Origin of the sequence: Curvibacter microcysteis, assembly GCF_028649455.1 — a bacterium.
In the GTDB taxonomy this organism is placed as follows: Bacteria; Pseudomonadota; Gammaproteobacteria; order Burkholderiales; family Burkholderiaceae_C; genus Curvibacter; species Curvibacter microcysteis.
The window spans coordinates 1-20,934 of record NZ_JAQSIO010000001.1 but is presented as its reverse complement, the minus strand read 5'-3'; the positions used below and the strand labels follow the sequence as shown (position 1 = coordinate 20,934).

Annotated in this window: 19 protein-coding genes; 10 read left to right on the top strand and 9 right to left on the bottom strand. The window is 67.6% G+C overall.

What is annotated here, in order from left to right:
- Nucleotides 1-103: 103 nt before the first annotated feature.
- The 3 genes from boxB to PSQ39_RS00085 all read left to right on the top strand — a co-directional run bounded on the left by boxB (nucleotide 104) and on the right by PSQ39_RS00085 (nucleotide 3,567).
- Complete coding sequence (boxB, locus tag PSQ39_RS00095) at nucleotides 104-1,531, top strand: benzoyl-CoA 2,3-epoxidase subunit BoxB (RefSeq protein ID WP_273924557.1); 1,428 nt, start codon at nucleotides 104-106, stop codon at nucleotides 1,529-1,531.
- Nucleotides 1,532-1,855: 324 nt separating this feature from the next.
- Nucleotides 1,856-3,127 carry a benzoyl-CoA 2,3-epoxidase subunit BoxA gene (boxA, locus tag PSQ39_RS00090; RefSeq protein WP_273924556.1) on the top strand — a complete coding sequence of 424 codons (1,272 nt, stop codon included), beginning with the start codon at nucleotides 1,856-1,858 and terminating at the stop codon, nucleotides 3,125-3,127.
- 2 nt (nucleotides 3,128-3,129) lie between these two features.
- Entirely contained in the window at nucleotides 3,130-3,567 is a 438-nt protein-coding gene (locus PSQ39_RS00085) for a MaoC family dehydratase (protein WP_273924555.1), read from the top strand.
- Between the two features lie 42 nt (nucleotides 3,568-3,609).
- Here PSQ39_RS00085 and PSQ39_RS00080 read toward each other — a convergent pair whose 3' ends face one another.
- Nucleotides 3,610-4,632 (bottom strand): GGDEF domain-containing protein, encoded by a 1,023-nt coding sequence (locus tag PSQ39_RS00080; RefSeq protein ID WP_273924554.1) that lies wholly within the window; start codon nucleotides 4,630-4,632, stop codon nucleotides 3,610-3,612.
- 237 nt (nucleotides 4,633-4,869) lie between these two features.
- Here PSQ39_RS00080 and PSQ39_RS00075 point away from each other — a divergent pair, with 237 nt between their 5' ends.
- Both PSQ39_RS00075 and PSQ39_RS00070 read left to right on the top strand, forming a co-directional pair.
- Nucleotides 4,870-6,576, top strand: a complete 1,707-nt coding sequence (locus tag PSQ39_RS00075) for an FAD-dependent monooxygenase (RefSeq protein WP_273924553.1) — start codon at nucleotides 4,870-4,872, stop codon at nucleotides 6,574-6,576.
- Complete coding sequence (locus PSQ39_RS00070; protein WP_273924552.1) at nucleotides 6,573-6,773, top strand: DUF2783 domain-containing protein; 201 nt, start codon at nucleotides 6,573-6,575, stop codon at nucleotides 6,771-6,773. Before PSQ39_RS00075 ends, PSQ39_RS00070 begins: the two co-directional genes overlap by 4 nt.
- A gap of 40 nt (nucleotides 6,774-6,813) precedes the next feature.
- Here the strand turns inward: PSQ39_RS00070 and PSQ39_RS00065 are convergent, their stop codons facing one another.
- Nucleotides 6,814-7,665, bottom strand: a complete 852-nt coding sequence (locus PSQ39_RS00065; protein ID WP_273924551.1) for a shikimate dehydrogenase family protein — start codon at nucleotides 7,663-7,665, stop codon at nucleotides 6,814-6,816.
- A 185-nt stretch (nucleotides 7,666-7,850) separates the two neighbouring features.
- Between PSQ39_RS00065 and PSQ39_RS00060 the strand changes: the two genes are divergently transcribed.
- Complete coding sequence (locus tag PSQ39_RS00060; protein WP_273924550.1) at nucleotides 7,851-8,606, top strand: IclR family transcriptional regulator domain-containing protein; 756 nt, start codon at nucleotides 7,851-7,853, stop codon at nucleotides 8,604-8,606.
- 29 nt (nucleotides 8,607-8,635) lie between these two features.
- Here the strand turns inward: PSQ39_RS00060 and PSQ39_RS00055 are convergent, their stop codons facing one another.
- Nucleotides 8,636-9,517, bottom strand: a complete 882-nt coding sequence (locus tag PSQ39_RS00055; RefSeq protein ID WP_273924549.1) for a sugar phosphate isomerase/epimerase family protein — start codon at nucleotides 9,515-9,517, stop codon at nucleotides 8,636-8,638.
- A gap of 13 nt (nucleotides 9,518-9,530) precedes the next feature.
- Complete coding sequence (locus tag PSQ39_RS00050; protein WP_273924548.1) at nucleotides 9,531-10,412, bottom strand: VOC family protein; 882 nt, start codon at nucleotides 10,410-10,412, stop codon at nucleotides 9,531-9,533.
- 209 nt (nucleotides 10,413-10,621) lie between these two features.
- On the opposite strand from PSQ39_RS00050, the gene PSQ39_RS00045 reads away from it, so the two are divergent.
- Nucleotides 10,622-11,419 (top strand): IclR family transcriptional regulator, encoded by a 798-nt coding sequence (locus PSQ39_RS00045; protein WP_273924547.1) that lies wholly within the window; start codon nucleotides 10,622-10,624, stop codon nucleotides 11,417-11,419.
- A gap of 25 nt (nucleotides 11,420-11,444) precedes the next feature.
- Here the strand turns inward: PSQ39_RS00045 and PSQ39_RS00040 are convergent, their stop codons facing one another.
- On the bottom strand, nucleotides 11,445-12,611 hold the full coding sequence (locus tag PSQ39_RS00040; protein ID WP_273924546.1) for an HDOD domain-containing protein: 1,167 nt from the start codon (nucleotides 12,609-12,611) through the stop codon (nucleotides 11,445-11,447).
- Between the two features lie 159 nt (nucleotides 12,612-12,770).
- On the opposite strand from PSQ39_RS00040, the gene PSQ39_RS00035 reads away from it, so the two are divergent.
- The gene (locus PSQ39_RS00035) at nucleotides 12,771-14,537 is read left to right on the top strand and encodes a response regulator (protein ID WP_273924545.1); all 1,767 of its coding nucleotides are present in this window, start codon (nucleotides 12,771-12,773) and stop codon (nucleotides 14,535-14,537) included.
- Nucleotides 14,538-14,546: 9 nt separating this feature from the next.
- Here PSQ39_RS00035 and PSQ39_RS00030 read toward each other — a convergent pair whose 3' ends face one another.
- Genes PSQ39_RS00030 through PSQ39_RS00020 form a run of 3 tightly spaced genes read right to left on the bottom strand, consistent with a single transcriptional unit; the run spans nucleotide 14,547 to nucleotide 16,515 of the window.
- Nucleotides 14,547-15,329, bottom strand: a complete 783-nt coding sequence (locus tag PSQ39_RS00030) for a flagellar basal body L-ring protein FlgH (RefSeq protein ID WP_273924544.1) — start codon at nucleotides 15,327-15,329, stop codon at nucleotides 14,547-14,549.
- Nucleotides 15,330-15,354: 25 nt separating this feature from the next.
- Nucleotides 15,355-15,930 carry a cell division protein FtsI gene (locus PSQ39_RS00025; RefSeq protein WP_273924543.1) on the bottom strand — a complete coding sequence of 192 codons (576 nt, stop codon included), beginning with the start codon at nucleotides 15,928-15,930 and terminating at the stop codon, nucleotides 15,355-15,357.
- A gap of 39 nt (nucleotides 15,931-15,969) precedes the next feature.
- Complete coding sequence (locus PSQ39_RS00020) at nucleotides 15,970-16,515, bottom strand: hypothetical protein (protein ID WP_273924542.1); 546 nt, start codon at nucleotides 16,513-16,515, stop codon at nucleotides 15,970-15,972.
- A 653-nt stretch (nucleotides 16,516-17,168) separates the two neighbouring features.
- On the opposite strand from PSQ39_RS00020, the gene PSQ39_RS00015 reads away from it, so the two are divergent.
- Both PSQ39_RS00015 and PSQ39_RS00010 read left to right on the top strand, forming a co-directional pair.
- The gene (locus PSQ39_RS00015) at nucleotides 17,169-19,253 is read left to right on the top strand and encodes a M13 family metallopeptidase (protein ID WP_273924541.1); all 2,085 of its coding nucleotides are present in this window, start codon (nucleotides 17,169-17,171) and stop codon (nucleotides 19,251-19,253) included.
- Between the two features lie 220 nt (nucleotides 19,254-19,473).
- Entirely contained in the window at nucleotides 19,474-20,187 is a 714-nt protein-coding gene (locus tag PSQ39_RS00010) for a YebC/PmpR family DNA-binding transcriptional regulator (RefSeq protein WP_273924540.1), read from the top strand.
- A gap of 80 nt (nucleotides 20,188-20,267) precedes the next feature.
- Here PSQ39_RS00010 and flhC read toward each other — a convergent pair whose 3' ends face one another.
- The gene (gene flhC / locus PSQ39_RS00005) at nucleotides 20,268-20,864 is read right to left on the bottom strand and encodes a flagellar transcriptional regulator FlhC (protein ID WP_273924539.1); all 597 of its coding nucleotides are present in this window, start codon (nucleotides 20,862-20,864) and stop codon (nucleotides 20,268-20,270) included.
- Nucleotides 20,865-20,934 lie beyond the last annotated feature (70 nt).

Below are 20,934 nucleotides of genomic sequence, written 5' to 3'. Positions count from 1 at the left end.
GCGGCGCCGTCATCCACTGACACCAGGTTGTGCGGCGCGGATCAGGGTGGCGCGCCGCAACCCCAGTTCTTCCACCGAAATTCGTCTTATCACGGAGACATCCATGTCCAGCATCGACTACAGCGAAAAGATCCCCAACAACGTCAACCTGGCCGAAGACCGCACCCTGAAGCGCGCGCTGGAGCAGTGGCAGCCCAACTACCTGGACTGGTGGAACGACATGGGCCCAGACGGCAGCCACGGCTTTGACGTCTACCTGCGCACGGCGGTCAGCGTCGACCCGCAAGGCTGGGCCCAGTTTGGCCACGTCAAAATGCCCGACTACCGCTGGGGCATCTTCCTCAACCCGGCCGAGCAAGACCGCAAGATCCACTTCGGTGACCACAAGGGCGAAAACGCCTGGCAGGACGTGCCCGGCGAGTACCGTGCCAACCTGCGCCGCATCATCGTCACCCAGGGCGACACCGAGCCGGCCTCGGTCGAGCAGCAACGCCACCTGGGCCTGACCGCGCCCAGCCAGTACGACCTGCGCAACCTGTTCCAGGTCAACGTTGAAGAAGGCCGCCACCTGTGGGCCATGGTCTACCTGCTGCACAAGTACTTCGGCCGCGACGGCCGCGAGGAAGGCGAAGCGCTGCTGGAACGCCGCAGCGGCCAGGAAGACAACCCCCGCATCCTGCAAGCCTTCAACGAGCCCACGCCGGACTGGTTGAGCTTCTTCATGTTCACCTACTTCACCGACCGCGACGGCAAGTTCCAGTTGTGCGCCCTGGCCGAGTCCAGCTTCGACCCCTTGGCCCGCACCACCAAGTTCATGCTGACCGAGGAAGCCCACCACATGTTCGTGGGCGAGTCGGGCGTGAGCCGCGTCATCCAGCGCACCTGCCAGGTCATGAACGAGTTGAAGACCGACGACCCGGCCAAGCTGCGCGCCGCTGGCGTGATCGACCTGCCCACCTTGCAGCGTTACCTGAACTTCCACTTCAGCGTCACCATCGACCTGTTTGGCGCCGACGAATCCAGCAACGCCGCCACCTTCTACAGCACCGGCCTCAAGGGCCGTTATGAAGAAGGCAAGCGCATGGATGACCACCAGCTCAAGGGCCAGAGCTACAAGGTGCTCAACGTGCAAAACGGCCAACTGGTGGAGAAGGAAGTCCCCATGCTCAACGCCTTGAACGAGGTGCTGCGCGACGACTACATCAAGGACTCCATCGGTGGCGTGGAACGCTGGAACAAGGTCATCGAAAAGAACGGCATTCCGTTCCGCCTGACCGTGCCGCACAAGGCCTTCCACCGCAACATCGGTGCCCTGGCCGGCCTCAAGCTCACGCCCGAAGGCCGCGTGGTGTCCGAAGCCGAATGGCAAGCCAAGAAGAACGACTGGCTGCCCTCGGCCGAAGACCGCGCTTTCGTGGCCAGCCTGATGGGCCGCGTCACCGACACCGGCAAGTTCGCCAACTGGATTGCTCCCCCGGTCATGGGCATCAACCGCCAGCCCGTGGATTTTGAGTACGTCCGGTTCAATTGAGCCCCCACGGTCGTGCACTGCGTGTCACTCCCTGGTCGCGGGCGCGAGACGCGCACGCCCTTCGCCTTGTCCAGGCCTGCGCAGGCAGGCCTGGAGCCGCAGGGCTCAGCCCCAAGGGGCCCCCAGCCGCCTTGGGGCGGCCCGGCGGCGGCTGGAGGTGACCACCACAGTCGTGCGCTGCGGGTCACGCCCTGCCTTCCAGGTGGTGGGTGATCCGCCCCGGGCCCGCTGCGGCGGGCCCGCACCCGGGTGAACCCGCTTGTCAGCCTCCCCGTTTCCCTTGACCCTAGCCTTCAAGCCCCACTTACCCCGTCGAGACAAGCCATGGACCTGAGCGAACCCCAAGTCATCCGCCAGCACCTGATCGACCCCGAGATCTGCATCCGCTGCAACACCTGTGAGGCCACCTGCCCGGTGGGGGCCATCACGCACGATTCGCGCAATTACGTGGTCGATGCCGACAAGTGCAACCTCTGCATGGCCTGTGTGCCGCCGTGCCCCACCGGCTCGATCGACAACTGGCGCGACATGCCGCGCCAACTGGCCTATTCACCCGAGGTGCAGCTGACCTGGGACAGCCTGCCCGCCGAGTTGAGCCCCGAGCAGCTCGCCGCCGCCGGTGGCGGCGCGCCCGCGGCCGAGCCCGTACCGACGCCTCAAGCCATCAGTGCGCCTGAAGGCGAACGCTTCAACAGCGCCCAATTCGGCGCCACCGTGCCGCCGTGGTCGGCGGCCCACGCCTACACCAACCTCTACGGCCCCAAGGCGGCCGAGAAGTTCGTCACCGCCACCGTGGTGGGCAATGTGCGCGTCACCGAAGCGGGGCGCGACTACGACACCCACCATGTGGTGCTGGACTTTGGCCAGATGCCCTTCCCGGTGCTCGAAGGCCAGTCGATTGGCATCTTGCCCCCGGGCGTGGACGCCCAAGGCCGACCCCACCATGCGCGTCAGTACAGCATCGCCAGCCCGCGCAACGGCGAGCGGCCCGGCTACAACAACCTCTCCCTGACCATCAAGCGCGTGCTGCAGGACCCGCAAGGTCAGGCCGTGCGCGGCGTGGCCAGCAACTACATGTGCGACCTGCAGGTGGGTGACAAAGTGCAGGTGATTGGCCCCTTTGGCGCCAGCTTCCTGATGCCCAACCACCCGCGTTCGAACATCGTGATGATCTGCACCGGTACCGGCAGCGCGCCCATGCGAGCGATGACCGAATGGCGTCGCCGCCTGCGCCAGTCGGGCAAGTTCGAGGGGGGCAAGTTGATGCTGTTCTTCGGCGCCCGCACGCCCGAAGAGCTGCCGTACTTCGGCCCGCTGCAGAACCTGCCCAAGGACTTCATCGACACCAACTTCGCTTTCTCGCGCCAGCCTCAGAGCCCCAAGACCTATGTGCAGGACCTGATCCGCCAGCGCGCCGCCGACCTGGCCCCGCTGCTGGCCGACCCCAACACCTTCTTCTATGTCTGCGGCCTCAAGAGCATGGAAGAGGGCGTGGTGCTGGCGCTGCGGGATGTGGCCCAACAGGCCGGCCTGTCCTGGGACACCCTGGGCCCGGCCTTGCGCCAGGGCGGTCGCCTGCACCTGGAGACCTACTGAGCATGCGCTTTGCTGACTTTTCCGTGGGCCAGGTCATCGAGGCCGGCCCGCGACTGCTGGAGCGCACCGAGCTGCTGGCCTTTGCCCAGCGCTACGACCCGCAGTGGTTCCACACCGAGCCTGAGCGGGCCGAGGCCGGCCGCTTTGGCGGCTTGATTGCGAGTGGCTGGCAGACCTGCGGCATCGCCATGCAGTTGGTGGCGGAGACCGCGCTGCGCGGCTCGGAGTCCTTTGCCTCGCCGGGCCTGGCCTATGTGAAATGGCCACACCCGGTGCGCCCGGGCGACGCCCTGCGCCTGCGCGCCACGGTGCTGGAAACCCGTCGCTCGCAAAGCCAGCCCACGCTGGGCATCCTGCGTTGGCGTTGGCAGCTGTTCAATCAGCTGGGCACCGAGGTGCTGGACCTGGAAGCCACCAGCCTGTTTGAGTTGAGCGCCTGAGTCTTCGCCCTGGCGGGCCCCGGCCCGTGGCGGCGGCCCGCCTCAGTGGCAGGTGACGCGGTCGCGGCCGTTCTTTTTGGAGGCGTACAACGCCGCATCGGCGCGCGCGATCAGCGAGTGCGCGTCATCACCGGGGCGCCACTCGGCCACGCCGCTGGAGATGGTCACCGTCAGCACCACCTCTTGCGTGCTGCGGTTGCGCAGCTTCATGGCCTTGGTGCGGGCGCGGATGGTTTCGGCGATCTGGACCGCTTCAGCCTTGCTGGTCTGCGGCAGCACGATGGCAAATTCCTCACCGCCATAGCGAGCCACCGCCTGGGTCGGGCGGGTCACCGAGGTGCGCAAGATTTCGCTCAGGCCCTGGATCACCCGGTCGCCCATCAGGTGGCCGTGGGTGTCGTTGACGCTCTTGAAGTGGTCGATGTCCAACATCAGCAGGCAGTGGCTCTCGCCAGGCTGGGTCGGATGGCTCAGCAGGGCTTGCAGGCGCTGGTCAAAGCCTTTGCGGTTGAGCAGGCCGGTCAGCGGGTCCAGCATGGCTTCTTCGCGCGTGCGCTCCAAGTCGCTGCGCAGGCGCTGGATTTCGCTCTGGCTTTGGTTGACCCGGTTTTGCAGCGTGTCCACCGCCAGCTTCATGCCCACGGTGCCTTCGCGCACCCGCTCCAGGTGGGGCTTGAGGGTGGTGTCGGCGCTTTGGGTTTCCAGCACCTCGCTGAGCTCATTGAGCTGCACGCCAAAAGTGCCTGCCTGGTGGCCGGTCTCCGAGGCCGAGTCCGACACGGTCTTCATCAGCCGCTGCATTTCCTGGGCGATCAGCTCGACCTGTTCGGTGTCGGCCGGGGCGATGTGCTCGCGGTACAGGCTCAGCACGGTGGCGTCGTCCACGGGCTGGGCCTGGCCCAGGCGCAACTCAATGGCGGCATTGAGCTTGGGGTTCATGCCCGACGCGTACTCGTACCAAAGCGTGAAGGTCAGCGGGTTGAACGCAGCCGAGTGATGCCCCATGTGGGCCAGGGTCAGTCGGAGCAGCTCAGCACTTCTCGCTTTGGTTTCGGTGTATCTCATGAAAAACCCCGCTGCGCGCCGGGGGAGTAGTTTGTCTGCACGCCGTTGAAAGGGCGATGAGCCCTTTGGGTGTGCTTTCGTTTTGTTACACGGAAGTGTATGTCAAGCAGGCGAAGCCCTGCGTGGAACCACGTATTCAATTTGGGCTTTAAAGGTTGCGCGCGCAACCAAAAAGCCTAGAATCAGGGGCATTCCCATCAGCCCAATCCGAGGCTGATGCCCCTCCAGGAGACCTGCATGCACCAGCCTTGCGAACAAGCGCGCCGCTCGCTTTATTACGACTACCGGGTGCATGCCGCCTGGCGCCCTTCCGCTCACGGGCCTCAGGCGCGCCAAGCGGTGGTGGTGGTCGGCTCGGGCCCAGTGGGGCTGACGGCGGCCCTGGGCCTGGCCCAGGCTGGCGTGCGCTGCGTGGTGCTGGAGAGCGAGTTGCAGGTGTCCGAGGGCAGCCGGGCCATCGTCTTCACGCGCCGCTCCATGGAGATCCTGCAGCAGCTCGGTGTGGCCGACCGGGTCAGCCAAAACGGCTTGCCCTGGCGCTTTGGCAACTCCTTCTACCGCGGGCAGCGGGTCTACCGCATGGAGGCACCGCACGACCCCGACGACCGCTTCTTTCCCCTGATCAACCTGCAGCAACCCTTTCTCGAGGGCTATCTGGTGGACGCGGCCTTGGCCCACCCGCTGATCGACTTCCGCTGGGGCAATCGCGTGACCCAGGTGCGCCAGCAGGCGGACCACGCGCAGATCGAGGTCGACACCCCCGAGGGGCCTTACACCCTGGACAGTGACTGGCTGATCGCAGCCGACGGCGCCCGTTCAGGCCTGCGCAGCCTGCTGAACCTCAAGCTGGAAGGGGCCTCCTACGAGGGGCGCTTTGTGATCGCGGACATCCGCATCGACCTGCCCCTGCCCACCGAGCGCCTGGCGTTTTTTGACCCCGACTGGAACCCCGGCAACACCGTCCTCATGCACCGCCAGCCGCACGGCCTGTGGCGCATCGACTACCAACTGCCCGCCGATGAAAGCCCCGAGCAGGCCTTGCAGCCCGAGGCCCTGGCCCAGCGCATCAACGCCTTGCTGGCGCAGATTGGCCACGCCGGCCAGCCCTGGGAGATGGACTGGTCATCGGTCTACTCGGCCCGCACCCTGACCCTGCCGGACTACCGCTGCGGCCGCGTGCTGTTCGCCGGCGACGCGGCGCATTTGCTGCCCATCTTTGGCGTGCGCGGCGCCAACACCGGCTTCCAGGACGCCCAGGCCCTGGCCTGGCGCCTGGCCCTGGTGCAGCGCGGCGTGGCCTCGGAGCGCTTGCTGGACAGCTACAGCCAAGAGCGCGTCGCCGCCGCACGCGAGATCATCGACGAGGCCGGCAAAAGCACTCGCTTCATGACCCCGCCCACGCGCGGCTTCCGCCTGCTGCGCGACGCGGTGCTCTCGCTCTCGCTGAGCCAGCCTTTTGTGGGGCCGCTCTACCACTGGCGCACCTCGCGCCCGCACGAGTACCGGCACTCGGCGCTCAACAGCGCGGGCGACGACAACGCCTTGTTCCAGGCCGGCCCAGGCCATGGCGCAACACCGCAGAACGTGAACCTCGGGCCGGATGATTACCTGCTGGACCACCTGGGTGCCGTGTTCCATCTGCTCTACGCCAGCACGGGCGAGGCCTTGCCCGACACCGTGCAGGCCGTGGTGGCCCAGGCGCGCGCGCAGGGCCTGCCCCTGCGGGTGACCGCGATCGGCAGCGCCCAGCCGGTGGCGGGCGCCGACCAGACCCTGGCCGACGCCGCGGGCCGGGTGCGCCAGCGATGGGGCCTGCGTGGTCCTGGGGCGGCCTACCTGCTGCGTCCCGACCAGCATGTGTGCGCCCGCTGGCTCAGCCTGGACGGCCACCGTTTGCAATCGGCCTTGCGCAGCGCGCTGGGCCCCACCGGAGTCGCCTCATGAACACCGCACCGATGACTTCTGGCCTGGGCATTGGCGCCCTGGAGGCCGTCTACGACACCCTGGCCCAGGCCATCGACCAGGCCGGGCCGGGCAAGATCGAGCTGTTGCTGGTCAAGCTGGCCCTGCTGCAAGCCCAGGCCTTGGGCGATGAACAGGCGTTCCAAGCCCAGGTCGAGGCGGCTTTGCGCGACTTGTGAGGCCTTGTGGGGCTCAGCCAGGCGACGTCAGTGCGGCCCTTCAGTCGCTGGTGATCAGTGCCCGCACCGGCGCCAGGTCCCATTCCAGTGTGGCCGCCATGGACTCAAAGCCGAAAAAGCGCAGGTAGTCGGGCACCTGCTGCACCAGCATGTCAAAGCCCGGGTGGTAGCGCACACCGGCGGCCTCGCAGGCGCGCTGCAGCGGCGTGCCTGCGGTTTTCATGAGGATGTCGAACACCACGGCGCCTGGGTCCAGCGCCTGCACTGCGAAGGGCAGGGGGTCGTCGGCGCGCAGGCCCAGCGGTGTGGCGTGCACCACCAGGCTGAAGCCGGCCGGGTCCAGCTGGCCGGGGGTGCTCAGCGGGCAGGCGCTGTCGGCTTGCAGGCGCGCTGCCAGCGCGCTGGCGCGGCCTGGCTGGGCGTCGTACAAGGCCAACTCGGCCAGAGGGCGCTCTGACAAGGCCGCCGCAATGGCCATCCCGGCCCCGCCCGTGCCCACCAGCAACACCCGCTGGCCGGTGGTGGCCACGCCCTGGTGGTCCAGCGCCTTGGCCAGGCCCAGGCCGTCGAACAGCGCGCCTTCCAGGCTGGCATCGGGGCGCCGGCGCACGGCGTTCACGGCGGCGGCCCGGCGCCCGCTCGGGTTGCAGTGGTCCAGCCAGTCCAGCGCGGCGGTCTTGTGCGGGATGGTCAGCCACAGGCCGTCCATGTTGCCCGCGCCCAGCACACCGCGCACAAAGGCTTCGCAGCGTTCGGGCGCCACATGGGCAGGCACCAGCACCGCGTTCTCGCCAAAGCGCCGGAACAAGGGGTTGAACAACTGGGGGGCCCGCACTTGGGCAACCGGGTCGCCGAGCACGAAGAAGACCCGGGTCAGGCCGTTGATGGACATGGATGACAAGGCTGCAGCAGCGCAGCGGCAAAACAAAGAATGGCCCGCACTATGGTGCGGCCCAGCCCTCAGCTCAAGCCAAACCGGGGATTTTTGAGCGGTAATCGGACGCCACGTCCGAAATAAGTGTGTTTATAGGGTTTTTGCGTACTCGGTGCCGGCGCATCGGCGGCTACAAACACGCCATGGAGATTGACCGACAGAACATCATCGAAGGCCTGGGCAAGGGCCTGCGCGTCATCGAGGCCTTTGACGACGAGACGCCGCGCCTGACCGCGTCCGAGGCGGCGGTCCGCGCCGACCTGTCGCGCACAGCGGCGCGCCGCTACCTGCTCAGCCTGGTGCATTTTGGGTACGCGGAAACCGATGGCAAGCGCTTCTGGCTGGCGCCGCGCATCCTGCGCCTGGGCCAAAGCTACCTCAGCGCGGCACGCCTGCCGCGCCTGGTCCAGCCCTTCATTCAGCGCCTGGCCAATGAGTGCGGCGAGAACTTCAACTTCAGCGTGCTCGACGGCCATGAGGTGGTCTACCTGGCGCGCAGCCAGAGCAATCGCATGGTGTCGATCGGCTTCTCGGTCGGTGCCCGTGTGCCCGCCCATGTGGTCACGCCCGGGGCTGCCATCTTGTCGACCTGGGGGGCGGCCGAGCTGCAAACCTGGGTCGGCCAGCATGAATTCGCGGCCTTCACCGCCACCACGCCCACCGACGCCGAGACCTTTTTGCGCGAGGTGCACGCCGCCCGCGAGCAGGGCTACTGGGTGGCCGAGCAGCACCTGAACACCGGCCTGCGTGGCTTTGCCATGCCCGTGAAGACGCGCAAAGGCGAGTGCGTGGGGGCCATTGGTTCGACCATGACCATGCAACTCAGCCGCGAAGAAGTGGTGGCGCGCTTGCTGCCGCGCGTGGCCGAGGTGGTGCAGACCTTGCGCCAGGTCCTGTGAGCGGCCCCGCGCGCAGCCGCTGACTCAGCTCAGGGCCGCTGGGTGGCCCACAAGGGCAGCGGCGCCGCCTTGCGCAGCACGTCGTCATGCAGCCAACCGGCCGCGCGCCGGGCGCGGGCGGCCACGGTGTCCAGGGGCAGCTGCTGGTAGTCCTCGTTGAAGACCTCAAAGCTGTAGTCGCCGGTGTAGCCCAGGCGGTCCAGGCGCAGGGCCAGGTCGGCCAGGGGCTCGCTGTGCGCGCCCTCACCGGGGAACACGCGCAGGCTGCGCGCCGTGGTCATGCGGTCTTCTACGGTGGGGATTTCGTGCCACATGAAGTCCGACAGCTGGACCAGGAAGATGCGCTCTGGGTCGATCTCGGCCAGCGCGTCCAGCGGCGTCTTGGCCGCCAGGATGTGGAAGGTGTCCAGGCACAGGCCCAGGTTGGGGCAGTCGGCGTCGCAGACCAGGTCCCAGGCGGTCACAAAGTCGTTCACCGTGCGGCCCCAGGACAGGGCCTCGTAGGCCACGCGGATGCCCAGGGGCACGGCCAGCATGGCCAGCTTGCGCAGGTCGGCGGCCAGGGTGTCCCAGTCGGCGCTCGCGTGCGGCGAGGTGCTGGAGCTCAGCACCAACAGCTGGCTGCCGGCCTGGGCGCAGGTTTGCAACAGGCTTTTGGCGATGTCGACCTTGTAGTCGTGCAGCACGCCGCTCAGGCCTTCGTAGTCGCGCAGCACCTGCAAGCCGGTCGGGCGCAGGCCACTGGCCTGCACCGCCTGCACGGCTTCGGCCACGCCACCGGGGTGGCCGACCAGGTCGTGGGCGTGCAGCATCACCTGCGAAAAGCCAGCCGCCTTCATGGCGGCCAGCCGGGCCTCCAGCGGGCCAGCCAGGCTGCTGGTGTCCATGCCGTAGCGGTCGAGCAAGTTCATGCGGGGCCCTTGTTCAAACGCTGCGGTGGACCAACTCAAACGAGACCGAGCCCAGCACCTTGCGGGTCAGGGCACCTCGGTCTTCGGGGTGCAGGGCGCTGGTTTCGATGAACTCGATGCCGCGCGCCTTCAGGGCCGCCACGGCGGCGCCCACGTCGGGCACGCCCAGGCCGATGCGCTCCAGGCTTTCGGGCGCCTGGTGGCTTTCCATCCAGGGGTCCGGTTCGATCAGCTGCCACATGAACTGGCCGCAGGGGCTCTTGAGCACCTTGCCCTTGGGCAGGATGCCGAAGCGTTCTTCCTCGGGGATCACGCTGAAGTCGAACATGTTCTCGTAATAGCGGATCCAGTCTTCGCTGCGGCCCACATTCACGTACTGCACCAGGCCAAAGTAGTTCATGCCTTCGATGGCGGGCGGGTGCGGGTCGACGGTGGGGATGGGCTTGAAGTCGATGTCGTAGATCGAAAATTCCTGCCAGCGGTCCACCAGGTAGAAGCGGCAGCCGCCGGGGCCGTGGATGGCCGGGATGTGCAGCTCCATGGCCTGGGCATGGCTGGGCACGGACCACGCGCCGAGCTCGACGCAGCGGCTGTGCGCGCGCAAGGCGTCCCGCACCCGAAAGGCCACCGCCGAGATCACCGGCTTGTTGTCCACCACAGCGCTCACCCGGGCGTCGTCGGGGTGGGCGTTGACCACCACGTTCATGTCGCCTTGGCGGTACAGGGTCACCTCGCGCGAGCGGTGGCGGGCGATGGGGCGAAAGCCCATCATCTCCAGCACATGGCCCAGGGCTTGGGGGCGGGTGGTGGCGTATTCAACAAATTCGATCCCGTCCAGGCCCAGCCGGTTGGGCATCTCAGGCACGGATTCGCGGTCGTGGCCGGCGTCGGTCATGGGTTCCTCTCTGCTTGCGCATCCAACTGCGCCGATTTTGCGCTGGAAATGCCAAGGCTTCAGTGATCCGTGGAGTATGCCGGCAAGCCAGCCGGGCACGGGCCCGGCAGCCTGGCCGCTGTGCGCACGTTTTGCGCGCAGGGCGCGCGCTCCGGCCCCGGCCTGGGCTCAGTTACCCTATCGGCCGGCTTGGCTTGGAGTGAACGGACATGAGCGGCGTGTTGGAACGGACTTTGCGCATCCTGGAGTTGCTGGCGCAGCACGCGCATGGCGTGGAGCTGGCCTTTGTGGCCGATCAGCTGGACATCCCGCGCAGCGCGGTGCACCGCTTGCTGACCGACCTGGTGCGCTGCGGCTATGTGCGCCAGACGCGCGAGCACGGCGACTACCTGCTGACCACCAAGCTGGTGGCCCTGGGCCTGAGTTTTCTCAGCCACTCCGGCGTGATCGACATTGCCCAGCCGCTGCTGGATCGGCTGGCCGCCACCTCGGGCGAGCTGGTGCGCCTGGCCGTGGCCGAGGGCCCTGGCCTGACGTGGGTGGCGCGCGCCCAGGGCGCTCGCCAAGGCCTGCGTTATGACCCCGACATGGGCAGCACCGCGCCCTTGGCCTGCACCTCGTCCGGCTTGGCCTGGTTGTCGGTGTTGCCCGAAGAAGACGCGCTGGCCCGGGTCAGCCAGCAAGGCTTGGCGCAGCTGGGCCAGTACGGCCCGCAGGCCCCGACCACCCTGGAGGCGGTGCGCGCCGCCCTGCGCGCCACGCGCGAGCGGGGCTACAGCATGAGCTTTGAAACCTACACCGCCGGCCTGAACGCCATGGCGGCGCCCGTGCGCCTGGCCGGGCAAGCAGCCTTGGGCACCTTGAGCATTGCCGGCCCCGCCGTGCGCTTCACGCCTGAGCGCATGCAGGCCCTGGGCCCCGAGTTGCTGGCCTGCGCGGCCCAGTTGGCGGCGGCCAGCGGGAGTTCGCCGTTCTTCAGCAAGCTGGCGGCCGATCGGCAGGGCTGAGCGCAGCGCTGCAGCCCGCCCGTGCTCAGGGCAGCTCGGCTTGCAGGCGTTGCTGCATCTGGCCGATCTGGCACTGCCAGTCCGCCGTGGCCAGCCACGCGGGCACCCCGCCCAAGGTGGGGCCGTGCAGGTGCTGCTGCAGGTGGTGGAAGTCCGCCTCGGGGCCCATCACCAAGGCCTGGGCTTGGGCCGGCGTGGCCCGGCCCCACATCAGGCGTTCGCCCAGGCGCGCACTGAGGTAGGTCAGGGCCCGGCGCTGGTCTGCCTTGGTCTTTGGCGGGTGGGGTGGGCTGATCAGCAGGCGGTCAATCTCCTGGGTGCTGTGGATCAGCGCCTCAGGCAGTTGCCAGGACTGCATCAACAGGGCGCCGACCTCGCTGGCATTCAAGCCCAGTTCGGCCTGTTCGCGCTGGCAGCGGCTGAGCAAGTCCTGGTCGGCCAAGGCCAGCAAGGTGGGCGTGGGCAGCAGCGAGGCCAGGGCCAGGCGCCCCAGGAATGACAGCAAGACCTGGGTCGACAGCGTGCCCGGGTCGGCCTGGTGTCCCACCGGGGCCAGGCGTTGGCACAGTTCGCTGGCCAGGGTGCTGGCCCCCCAGACCTGGGCGAAGTAGCGCTTCACCTGCGGGTCGCTGTGGGGGAAGGCGTCCTCCAGCATGTAGCGCAGGCAGATGCCGCGCACGGTGTTCAGGCCCAGGTAGGTGACGGCCGGCCCGATGCTCATCACCGGCACCTGCAGACCAAACAAGGGCGAGTTGACCGTGGCCAGCACCTTGGCGGCCACTTGCGGTTCGCCTTGAATCAGCTCGGCCAGGTCGCTGGAGCTGGCCTGGGCCAGAAAGTCGGGCGCCACCAACTGGTGCAAGGCCCGCGAGGGGGCGGGCAGGCGTTGCAGCGCCGCCATGATGGCTTTTTGGCGCGCTTCGGACAGGCTGCTGCGGCTGACCCATTGAAAGGCTGCCAGGGCCTCAGGCATCGGCGCTGGTGGGGGCGGGGGCTCGCTGTGCGGATCCGGCATGGGCGCGGGGGTGGCTTGGGGCCCCGAGGGGCTGCTTGAACCCGCGGGCCGGCGGGGCGCCGGCACGCTGGGGGGCGCGGCGGGTCGCGCCTGGGGCGCTTGGCGGCCCCGGCGCAGCAGCCACCCCACCACCAGCGCCGCCAGCACCAACACCACGAACACAGTCAAAAATTTCACTTGAACACCTCCTGAAGGCGTCGGTCAGGGCAGGCCGACCAGGCTTGGCGGCAATATTTCCCCATTTCCGACCACAGGGCTTCTTTGGCCCTGATGAGTATTGTTAAATCCTGTTACAAACAGGTCAGCAAATTACGTTCCCGCTCCGATTCTCACCTCATGGCCCTCGATTCTTCGCGCGATATCGCAGACACCCAGGCCTTGGTGATCGATGGCAACACCACCTCGCGCTCGATTCTGGTGCGCCAGCTGCGCGATTACGGCGTGGGCCAGGTTGTGCAGTGCAGCCGCATCCAGGACGCCCGGAACCGGCTCGAGCACACGGTGTTCGACTTCGTGCTGTGCGAGCAGTTCTTTGCCGAGCACCACTACTCGGGCCAGACCCTGCTGGACGACCTGCGGCGGGCCAACTTGCTGCCTTTTTCCACGGTGTTTTTCATGGTCACGGCCGAGGCCTCCTATGGCGCCGTGGCCGAAGCCGCCGAATCGGCCTTGGACGGCTACCTGCTCAAGCCCTTCACCCCCGCCACCTTGTTTGAGCGCCTGAGCCTGGCGCGCTTGCGCAAACGCCACCTGCAACCGATTTTTGAGGCGCTGGAGCGCCAGCAGCTCGAGCACGCGGCCGACCTGTGCCTGCAGCGCTTCCAGGCCCGTGAGCCCTACTGGCTGTACGTCGCGCGCATTGGCGCCGAGCTGCTGCTGCGCCAGGGCCGCCACCGCGAGGCCGAGACCCTGTACAAGGCGGTGCTGGCCGAGCGCGCCATGCCCTGGGCGCGCCTGGGCATTGCGCGTGCCCAGATCGAGGCTGGCCAGTCCTCGAAAGCCATTTCAGGGCTGTCGCAAATGATCGAAGACGACGCCAGCTTTGCCGACGCCTACGACGTGCTGGGCCGGGCCCAGGTCGAAGTGGCCGACTTTGGCGGCGCCATGGGCACCTTCCGGCGCGCCACCGAGTTGACGCCTGAGTCCGTGGCCCGGCTGCAAAAGAGCGGCATGATGGCCTACTACACCGGCGACCTGCGGACCGCCAAGGTCTGGCTGGCCCGCGCCACCATCCTGGGCCTCAACTCCAAGCTCTATGACTTCCAGTCCCTGGTGCTGCTGGCGTTTTGCTACCTGGCCGAGCGTGACCGGCGCGGCTTGGAACGCTGCCTGGCCGACTTTGGCCGCATCGGTCACCGGCATGCGGGCAGTGCCCGGGTGCGCCGCTTTGGCGAAGTGGCCCAGGTGCTGAGCCACCTCTACAGCCTGCGCCACGCCGAGGCGGCCGCCGGGGTCAGCGCCTTGGCCGCGGAGCTGGTGCAGCCCGACTTTGACTTTGAAGCCGCCTGCAACCTGTGCAACCTGCTCGCGGTGATGGAAGTGGTCGGCTTGCGCGTCAACGAAGCCGAAGGCTGGGTGCGCAGCGTGGGCTTGCGCTTTGCCAACACGCGCGGCCTGGCCGAGCTGATCGCCAACGCCTGCCAGCTGCACCCGCCCTACGGCGAGGTGGTGCGGGCCAGCCTGGCCCACATCAACAGCCTGGCCGAGGTCTCCATGGGCCGCAGCCTGGGCGGCGATGTGACTGGCGCGGTGGAGCAGTTGCTGGACGGCGCCGACGAGACCATGAACACCAAGCTGCTGGACCTGGGCCAGCAGATCCTGACCCGCAACCAGGCCCGCATCCCGCAGCATGCAGAACTGCAGCAGCAGATCGACCAGCTGCGCAAGCGCTGTGGCATCGGCCCGGCGCGTGCCATGCTGGGCCAGGAGGGCGAACGCGCGGCCGGCGGGCTGGCGCTGCGCATCCGCGACCGCGAGGCGGCCCGGGCGCGTCAGCAAGAAGGCTTTGCCCAGCTGCGCGACACCGGTCGCCACGTCGCCGCGCCCCCCGACGTCCACGACAGCGACACGCTGGCGCAAGCCCTGCGCCTGCGCCCGACCTGAGCCTGGGGCTCACCACACCGACAGGCTGTTGGTCAGCACGCGCTGCAACCAGTTGCGCTGCGCGGCCTCCGACACATCGCCCTGGCCGGCCATCTCCAGGCGGGCGTTGACCACATCGCTGGAGGCCACCACATTGCCCGACTTCAGGTCCTTGGGGTCGACCACGCCCGAGAAGCGCAGGGTGCGGACCCCGCCGTTCAGGGCCACGCTGCGTTCGCCCGCGACCACCAGATTGCCGTTGGGCAGCACGTTGATCACCGTGGCCGCCAACTGGCCCGTGAAGCTGCTGCTGTCGGTGGTCTTGCCTGTGCCCTTGTAGGAGTCGCTGCCCGAGGCCGAGGCGTCCAGGTTCAGCAGCGAGCGGATGATGCCGCTGCCCACGCCCTTGACGCCCGGGCCTTTGACGGCCATGGCGTTGTCGCGGCTGTTGTCGGTGCTCAGTGCGTTGCTGGCGTTGATGCTTTCGGAGATGTCCACCTTCAGCGTGTCGCCAATGCTGCGCGGCTTGCGCCGGTCCATGAACATCGAGGCCGAGGTCATGCCGGGCTGGAACAGCGAGCCGTTGTTGACCCGCTCCAGGTTCAGCGGTGCAGGCGCGGGCAGGGCGCTCATGGGGCCGGTCACGGTGCTCACCGGGGGGCTGCTGCAGCCTTGCAGGGCCGCGCCGGCCAGGCACAGCGTGGCCGCGGCCAGACGCCAGGCCGGCGCGCGGCGCGCGCGCGTGGCACGGGGCCGGGTGGGAGGGGCTGCCGTGCGCAGCGGGTTCAGGGACAGGGGCTGGTTCGGTGTCATGGGGAATCCTTGGAGGGGGCTCGGCTCAGTTCTCAAAGCCGGTCAGCAGGGCGGTGACCACCGGACCCAGCTTGTCGCGGGTGGTGGCCCATTTGCCGGTGCTGAAGCTGGAGTCCACGTTGTAGTGGCTGGTGGACAGCACCTGGCCGTTGTCGCGTTGCAGGGTCAGTGAGGCCCGGTTCAAGTAGGGCTTGTGCTGGTCGCTGAAGGGCGGGGTGCCCCAGTCCACAAAAGCGCTGTAGCGCAGCCACACGGGGCAGCGGTCGCTCCAGGCATTGCTGCTGTAGACGCGGCTTTCGACCGAGTGGTGGCGCAGCTCGGCCTGCAGGGCCGGCACCACGTCGGACACCTGGGTCATGGGGTTGTATTCGATGCAGACGGTTTTGACCGTGGGGTGCAGGTGGTAGATGGTGTCGCTGGCCTTGCCCTTGCTCGACTGCAGGGCCACGCCGGTGACTTCGCCCGTGGCCTTGGTCAGCTCCCACAGCGGAAGGGGGCTGATGATGGAGCAGCCGCTCAAGGCGGTGCCCAGGCTGAGGGCCGCCAGGACACGCGCAGCGGGGCGGGCGGGGGTCTTCAAAGGGCTTGGGGTGGGGGTCATGCGGGCCTCCTTCTGGACTGGTTTGGGCTGGGTGAGGGGTCAGGCCATTTCCCGGAGCAGTTGCTGGCCACCCAGCGCGCCCAGGGTCAGGTAGGCCGCCGTGCTGGAGGCCGCATCGCCGATGGCGTCGACCACCGAGGCCGCGCCGTCGTACACCGTGTTCGCGGCATCACTGACCGTGCTGGTCACGGTGCTGGCCGCGTCGCTGACGGCGGTGGTCGCGCTGGAGGCGGCACTTTCGATGTCGCTCACCAGTTCGCTGGCGGCATCGCCCAGGCTGCTGATCAGGCTGCCGCCTTCGTCCACGGCGCTGCTCAGGGCCGACACGGTGCTGTCCACCCCGCTGCTGAGGGCGCTGGCCGCGTCGTTGACGGTGGACGCCACCGAGTCGTAGCCGTTTTCGGTGGCGGCAGCCAACTTGTCCAGGCTCTCGGCGCTGAACGAGTACACCGCACTGACCGAGTCGGCGGCGGCCTGGGCCACCCCAATCGCCGAGGCGACCACGGGGCCGAATGCCTTGTTGTTGATTTCATACGGACCCGGCGTCTGCATCCAGGTCATGGCGCTCGTGTTGATGCTGCTCATGGGTTTCTCCAGAGAGTTGAGTGGTGTCTGAATACTAGGTTTTGCTTCGCCGGGCAGGCGGTTGATAAATCGCCAGTAAATCGCTCTGTTTCTCGGAAGAATGCATGTACCAAAATACAAACAAACATGATTTGGGTACAAAGCAAATTAATTAATTAATATTTACCTCGGGTTCACTTGGGTGGGGTGAATGACAGGCTGACATCGGTTAAACGTGCGCGATGTGATGTGATGCGATGTGATGCCCGGCCTTGGGCCCGGCGCCCGCTGGGCCGCAGCCCGGGCCAAGCCCACCATGGGCCCGTCTGGGTGGATGGGCGCAGGCCATGGGGCTGAAGCGTCTGAATCAGCCGGTGGGTGCCGGTCCGCTGGCGCCCGAGGTGAATGGGGCTGCATGGAGGCTGGCCCGCCGCGGAGGGGCTGATTCTCTATTTTGATGTAGCGTCTTTTTAAAGCCTGTGTACCGAGTTTGAAATTATTCAGGGTTAACCTGAATAATGTTTTTTGGCCTGTGCTGGCCAGGTTTGGGCGCCGCCCCGGCCCCCGTTTTGCGGGCGGCCGGGGTGGCGCAGCGCCGGGCCTGGGTTATCGTGGCGCCACGCGGTGTCGGTATCGCGCCACGCCGGATCCTCTTGCCCCACTTCAACGCTGCCATGTCCTTGCGCCCCTTGCTTTCTGCTGCCGTCCTGACCTTGTCCAGCGCTCTGGCGCAGGCGGGCCCGCCCCTGCTCGCCGATGGGATCCATCGGCCGGTCCGCGCCAGCGCGCAGACGCCGACGGCGGTGCTGGGGTACTCGCCCAGCCACATGGACCGCAGCGTCGACCCTCGGCAGGACTTCTATGCCTACGCCAACGGCCAATGGCTTCGGCAGCTCACCATCCCCGATGCCGAATCCGACATCGGTGGCTTCTCCCTGTTGGGCAAGCACCTCGACACCCAGCTGCAAGGCCTGGCGGTGCAAGCCAGCCAGCGCTCATCTCCCCGGGGCAGTCCGGCGCAGCAGGTGGGCGACTATTACCGTGCGGCCATGGACCTGACGCAGCGCAACGCTGTGGGCTTGCAAGCGCTGCAAGCCGACCTGGAGTCGGCGGCGCGGGTCATCGGCCCGGTCGAACTGGCGCAGCTCTCGCTGCGCCTGCAGGCCAGCACGGGCAACTCGCCCCTGCTCAATTGGGTGACCATGCCCGACCTGAAGGACAGCCGCCGCGTGTTGCTGACCCTGCAGCTTGGCGCCCTGTCCTTGTCCAAAGACCAGTACAGCGACCCGGCCAGTCAGAAGGTCCGTGAGCTGTACGTCGACTACGTCACCCGGGTGCACCAGCAACTGGGGGACGCGCCCGACGTGGCCGCGGCCAAGGCCCGCACCATCCTGGCCCTGGAGACCGCGCTGGCCGCCCCCCGACTGACGCCCTTGCAGGCCTACGACCCGGCCATGATCTACAACCTGATGACGGTGGACGAGGCGCAGGCCCTGATCCCTGGCATCGACCTGCGGGCGATGGCCGCTGCCGCCAAGCTGAGCCTGCCCGAGCGTCTGCAGGTGAAGGACCTGGCCGGCCTGCGGGCTTTGCAGCAGCTGTTGGCGCAGCGCCCGCCTTCAGAGGTGCAGACCCTGCTGCGCTGGTCGGTGCTGGCGCTGAATGCCGACCACCTGGGCCAGCCCTGGCTCCAGCTCAGCCAGGACTACCAGCGCCAGCGCGACGGCCTGGCCGCGCCGCTGCCCCTGGAGCGACAGGTGGTGCAGGCGCTGTCGCAGCAGCTCTACCACCCGCTGTCGCAGCTGTACGTGCAGCAGCACTACAGCGAAGCCACCCGGCGCGACATCACCCATATGGTGGGCCACATCAAGGCCGAGTTCGCCCGCCGGCTGAAGACCAACCCTTGGCTGGACGCCCCCACCCGCGCCGCTGCGCTGGCCAAGCTGGCCAAGGTCGACATCCAGGTGGGTTACCCGCAGCGCTGGATTGACTTCAGCCGCGTGGACATCCGCCCCGACGACCACCTGGGCAACCAGCAGCGTCTGGCGGCCTTCCAGCTGCAGCGTGAGGTTGATCAGGTCGGCCAGCCGGCCACGCGACAGCGCTTTGCCGAAGTGGGGCACACCACGCCCATTTCAGTCAACGCGGCCTATGACCCGCAGCTCAATGGCATCGACATCACCGCCGCCATCTCGCAGCCGCCCTTCTTCACACCAGGGGCCGACCCGGTGGTGAACTACTGCACCATGGGGGCGGTGCTGGGTCATGAGCTGACCCACGGCTTTGACAGCATGGGCCGCCAGTTCGATGCCGAGGGCAATGTGCGTGACTGGTGGACGCCCCGGGCCACGGCCGAGTTCAAGAAGCGCAACCAGCAGTTGGTGGCGCAGTTCAACCAGATCCAACTGCTGCCGGGCCTGCCGCTGGATGGGGCGCTGACGCTGGGCGAGAACACGGCCGATCTGGGCGGCCTGACCCTGGCCCATGCGGCGCTGCACCGCACCTTGAAGGGCCGATCGCTGCCCCCGGTGGATGGCCTGAGCACAGACCAGCGCTGCTTTGTGGCCTGGTCCCAGTTGTGGATTTACAAGGCCCGCGAGGAGCGCATCCGCTTCCTGGCCGCCGTCGACTACCACGCCAACAGCGCCGTGCGCGGTTATGCCCCGCTGATGAACCTCGATGCCTTCCACCGGGCTTTTGCAACCCGGCCGGGGGACGCGATGTGGCGTCAACCCGCTGACCGGGTGCGTGTCTGGTGAGGCCGCAGCGGCCCGCGCCGACCTGCTGGTCCACGGCTGCGCGGGCGCTTGGCGGTTCAGGCGGCCTGCGCGGGCACCGGTCCCGGTGGGCCAGCCGGTGTATAACCGGTGTCCCTCAGCCCGGCGCGGGTGTCCTCGTGGACGCCTGGCCGGCCTGCACGCACCGGGGCCGGCACGGCCTGGCCGGTGCGCGACAACACCAATCCAAGGAACATCAGACATGGGCGCGCAGTGGAAAGCAAAAGGCAAAGAATTGGCGGCCAACGCCAAGGGCAAACTGTTTGGCAAGTTGGCCAAAGAAATCATGGTGGCCGCGCGCAGCGGCGCTGACCCCTCGCTGAACTCGCGCCTGCGTCTGGTGCTGGAGCAGGCGCGCAAGGTCTCCATGCCCAAGGACACGCTGGAGCGGGCCATCAAGAAGGGGGCCGGCATTGGCGCCGATGCGGTCAACTTCGAGCACGTCATCTACGAGGGCTACGCCCCGCACCGCGTGGCGGTGATGGTCGAGTGCCTGACCGACAACGTCAACCGCACCGCCCCTGAGATGCGCGTGCTGTTCCGCAAGGGCCAGCTGGGCACCTCGGGCTCCGTGTCCTGGGACTTCGACCATGTGGGCCTGATCGAGGCCGAACCCGCGGTGGCTGGCGCCGACGCCGAACTCGCCGCCATCGAAGCCGGTGCGCAGGACTTTGAAGCCGCCGACGAAGACGGCAGCAGCCTGTTCATCACCGCGCCGACCGACCTGGACCTGGTCAGCCGTGCCTTGCCCACCCATGGCTTCACCGTGCTGACCGCCAAGCTGGGCTACAAGCCCAAGAACCCGATCGACCCGGCCAGCCTGAGCGCCGAGCAGCTCGAAGAAGTGGAAGCCTTCCTGGCGGCCATCGACGGCAACGACGACGTGCAGCACGTCTACGTGGGTCTGGGCGGCTGAGCCCCGGCGCTGACGCCTCATCCCAACGCCAAAGGCCCGCAGCAGCGGGCCTTTTTTCATGGTCGGTGTGGTGGGCCGCTTCAGTGCACCATCAGGCTCTTGGCGACCTTGCTCTTGCCGGCGCGGGCGGGCGGGTTGCACAGGCCGCAAAGGAAGTGGCGTGCGTTTTCATAGGGTTCGGTGACGAACTTGCCGGTGCATTTGGAGCAGGCGGTCATGGTGAGCATGTCGGCGTCGACGAACTTGACCAGGCGCCAGGCGCGGGTGAAGGAGAGCAGGGGTTCGATGTCAGCGGAGTCGACTTGTTCGCTGTAGAGGCGCCAGGCTTTGGTGAGCAGGTCGATGCTGTCCATGTCGGCGCCTTTGGAGAGGTACTCGTAGATGTTGAGGAACAGCGAGGCGTGGACGTTTTCCTGCCAGGTGAGGAACCAGTCGGTGGAGAAGGGGAGTTGGCCCTTGGAGGGGGACTTGCCGGCGATTTCCTTGTAGAGGCGGATGAGGCGCTCGTAGGAGAGGGAGGTTTCGGACTCGAGGACCTGCATGCGGGCGCCCATGCGGATGAGCATGGCGGCGCGCTCGATCTGACGCGACTCGTTGAGGACGCTTTTGGGGGCGGCTTTGGGAGCGGCCTTGGCGGCGATGGCGTCGACTTGGGCGAGGGTGGCGGCGGTGTTCATGGCAGGTCTCCGAGGCAGGTGTTGGGGGAGTAGGAGTCGCGGGGGCGGGGCGGTGTTCAGGGGCCTACCA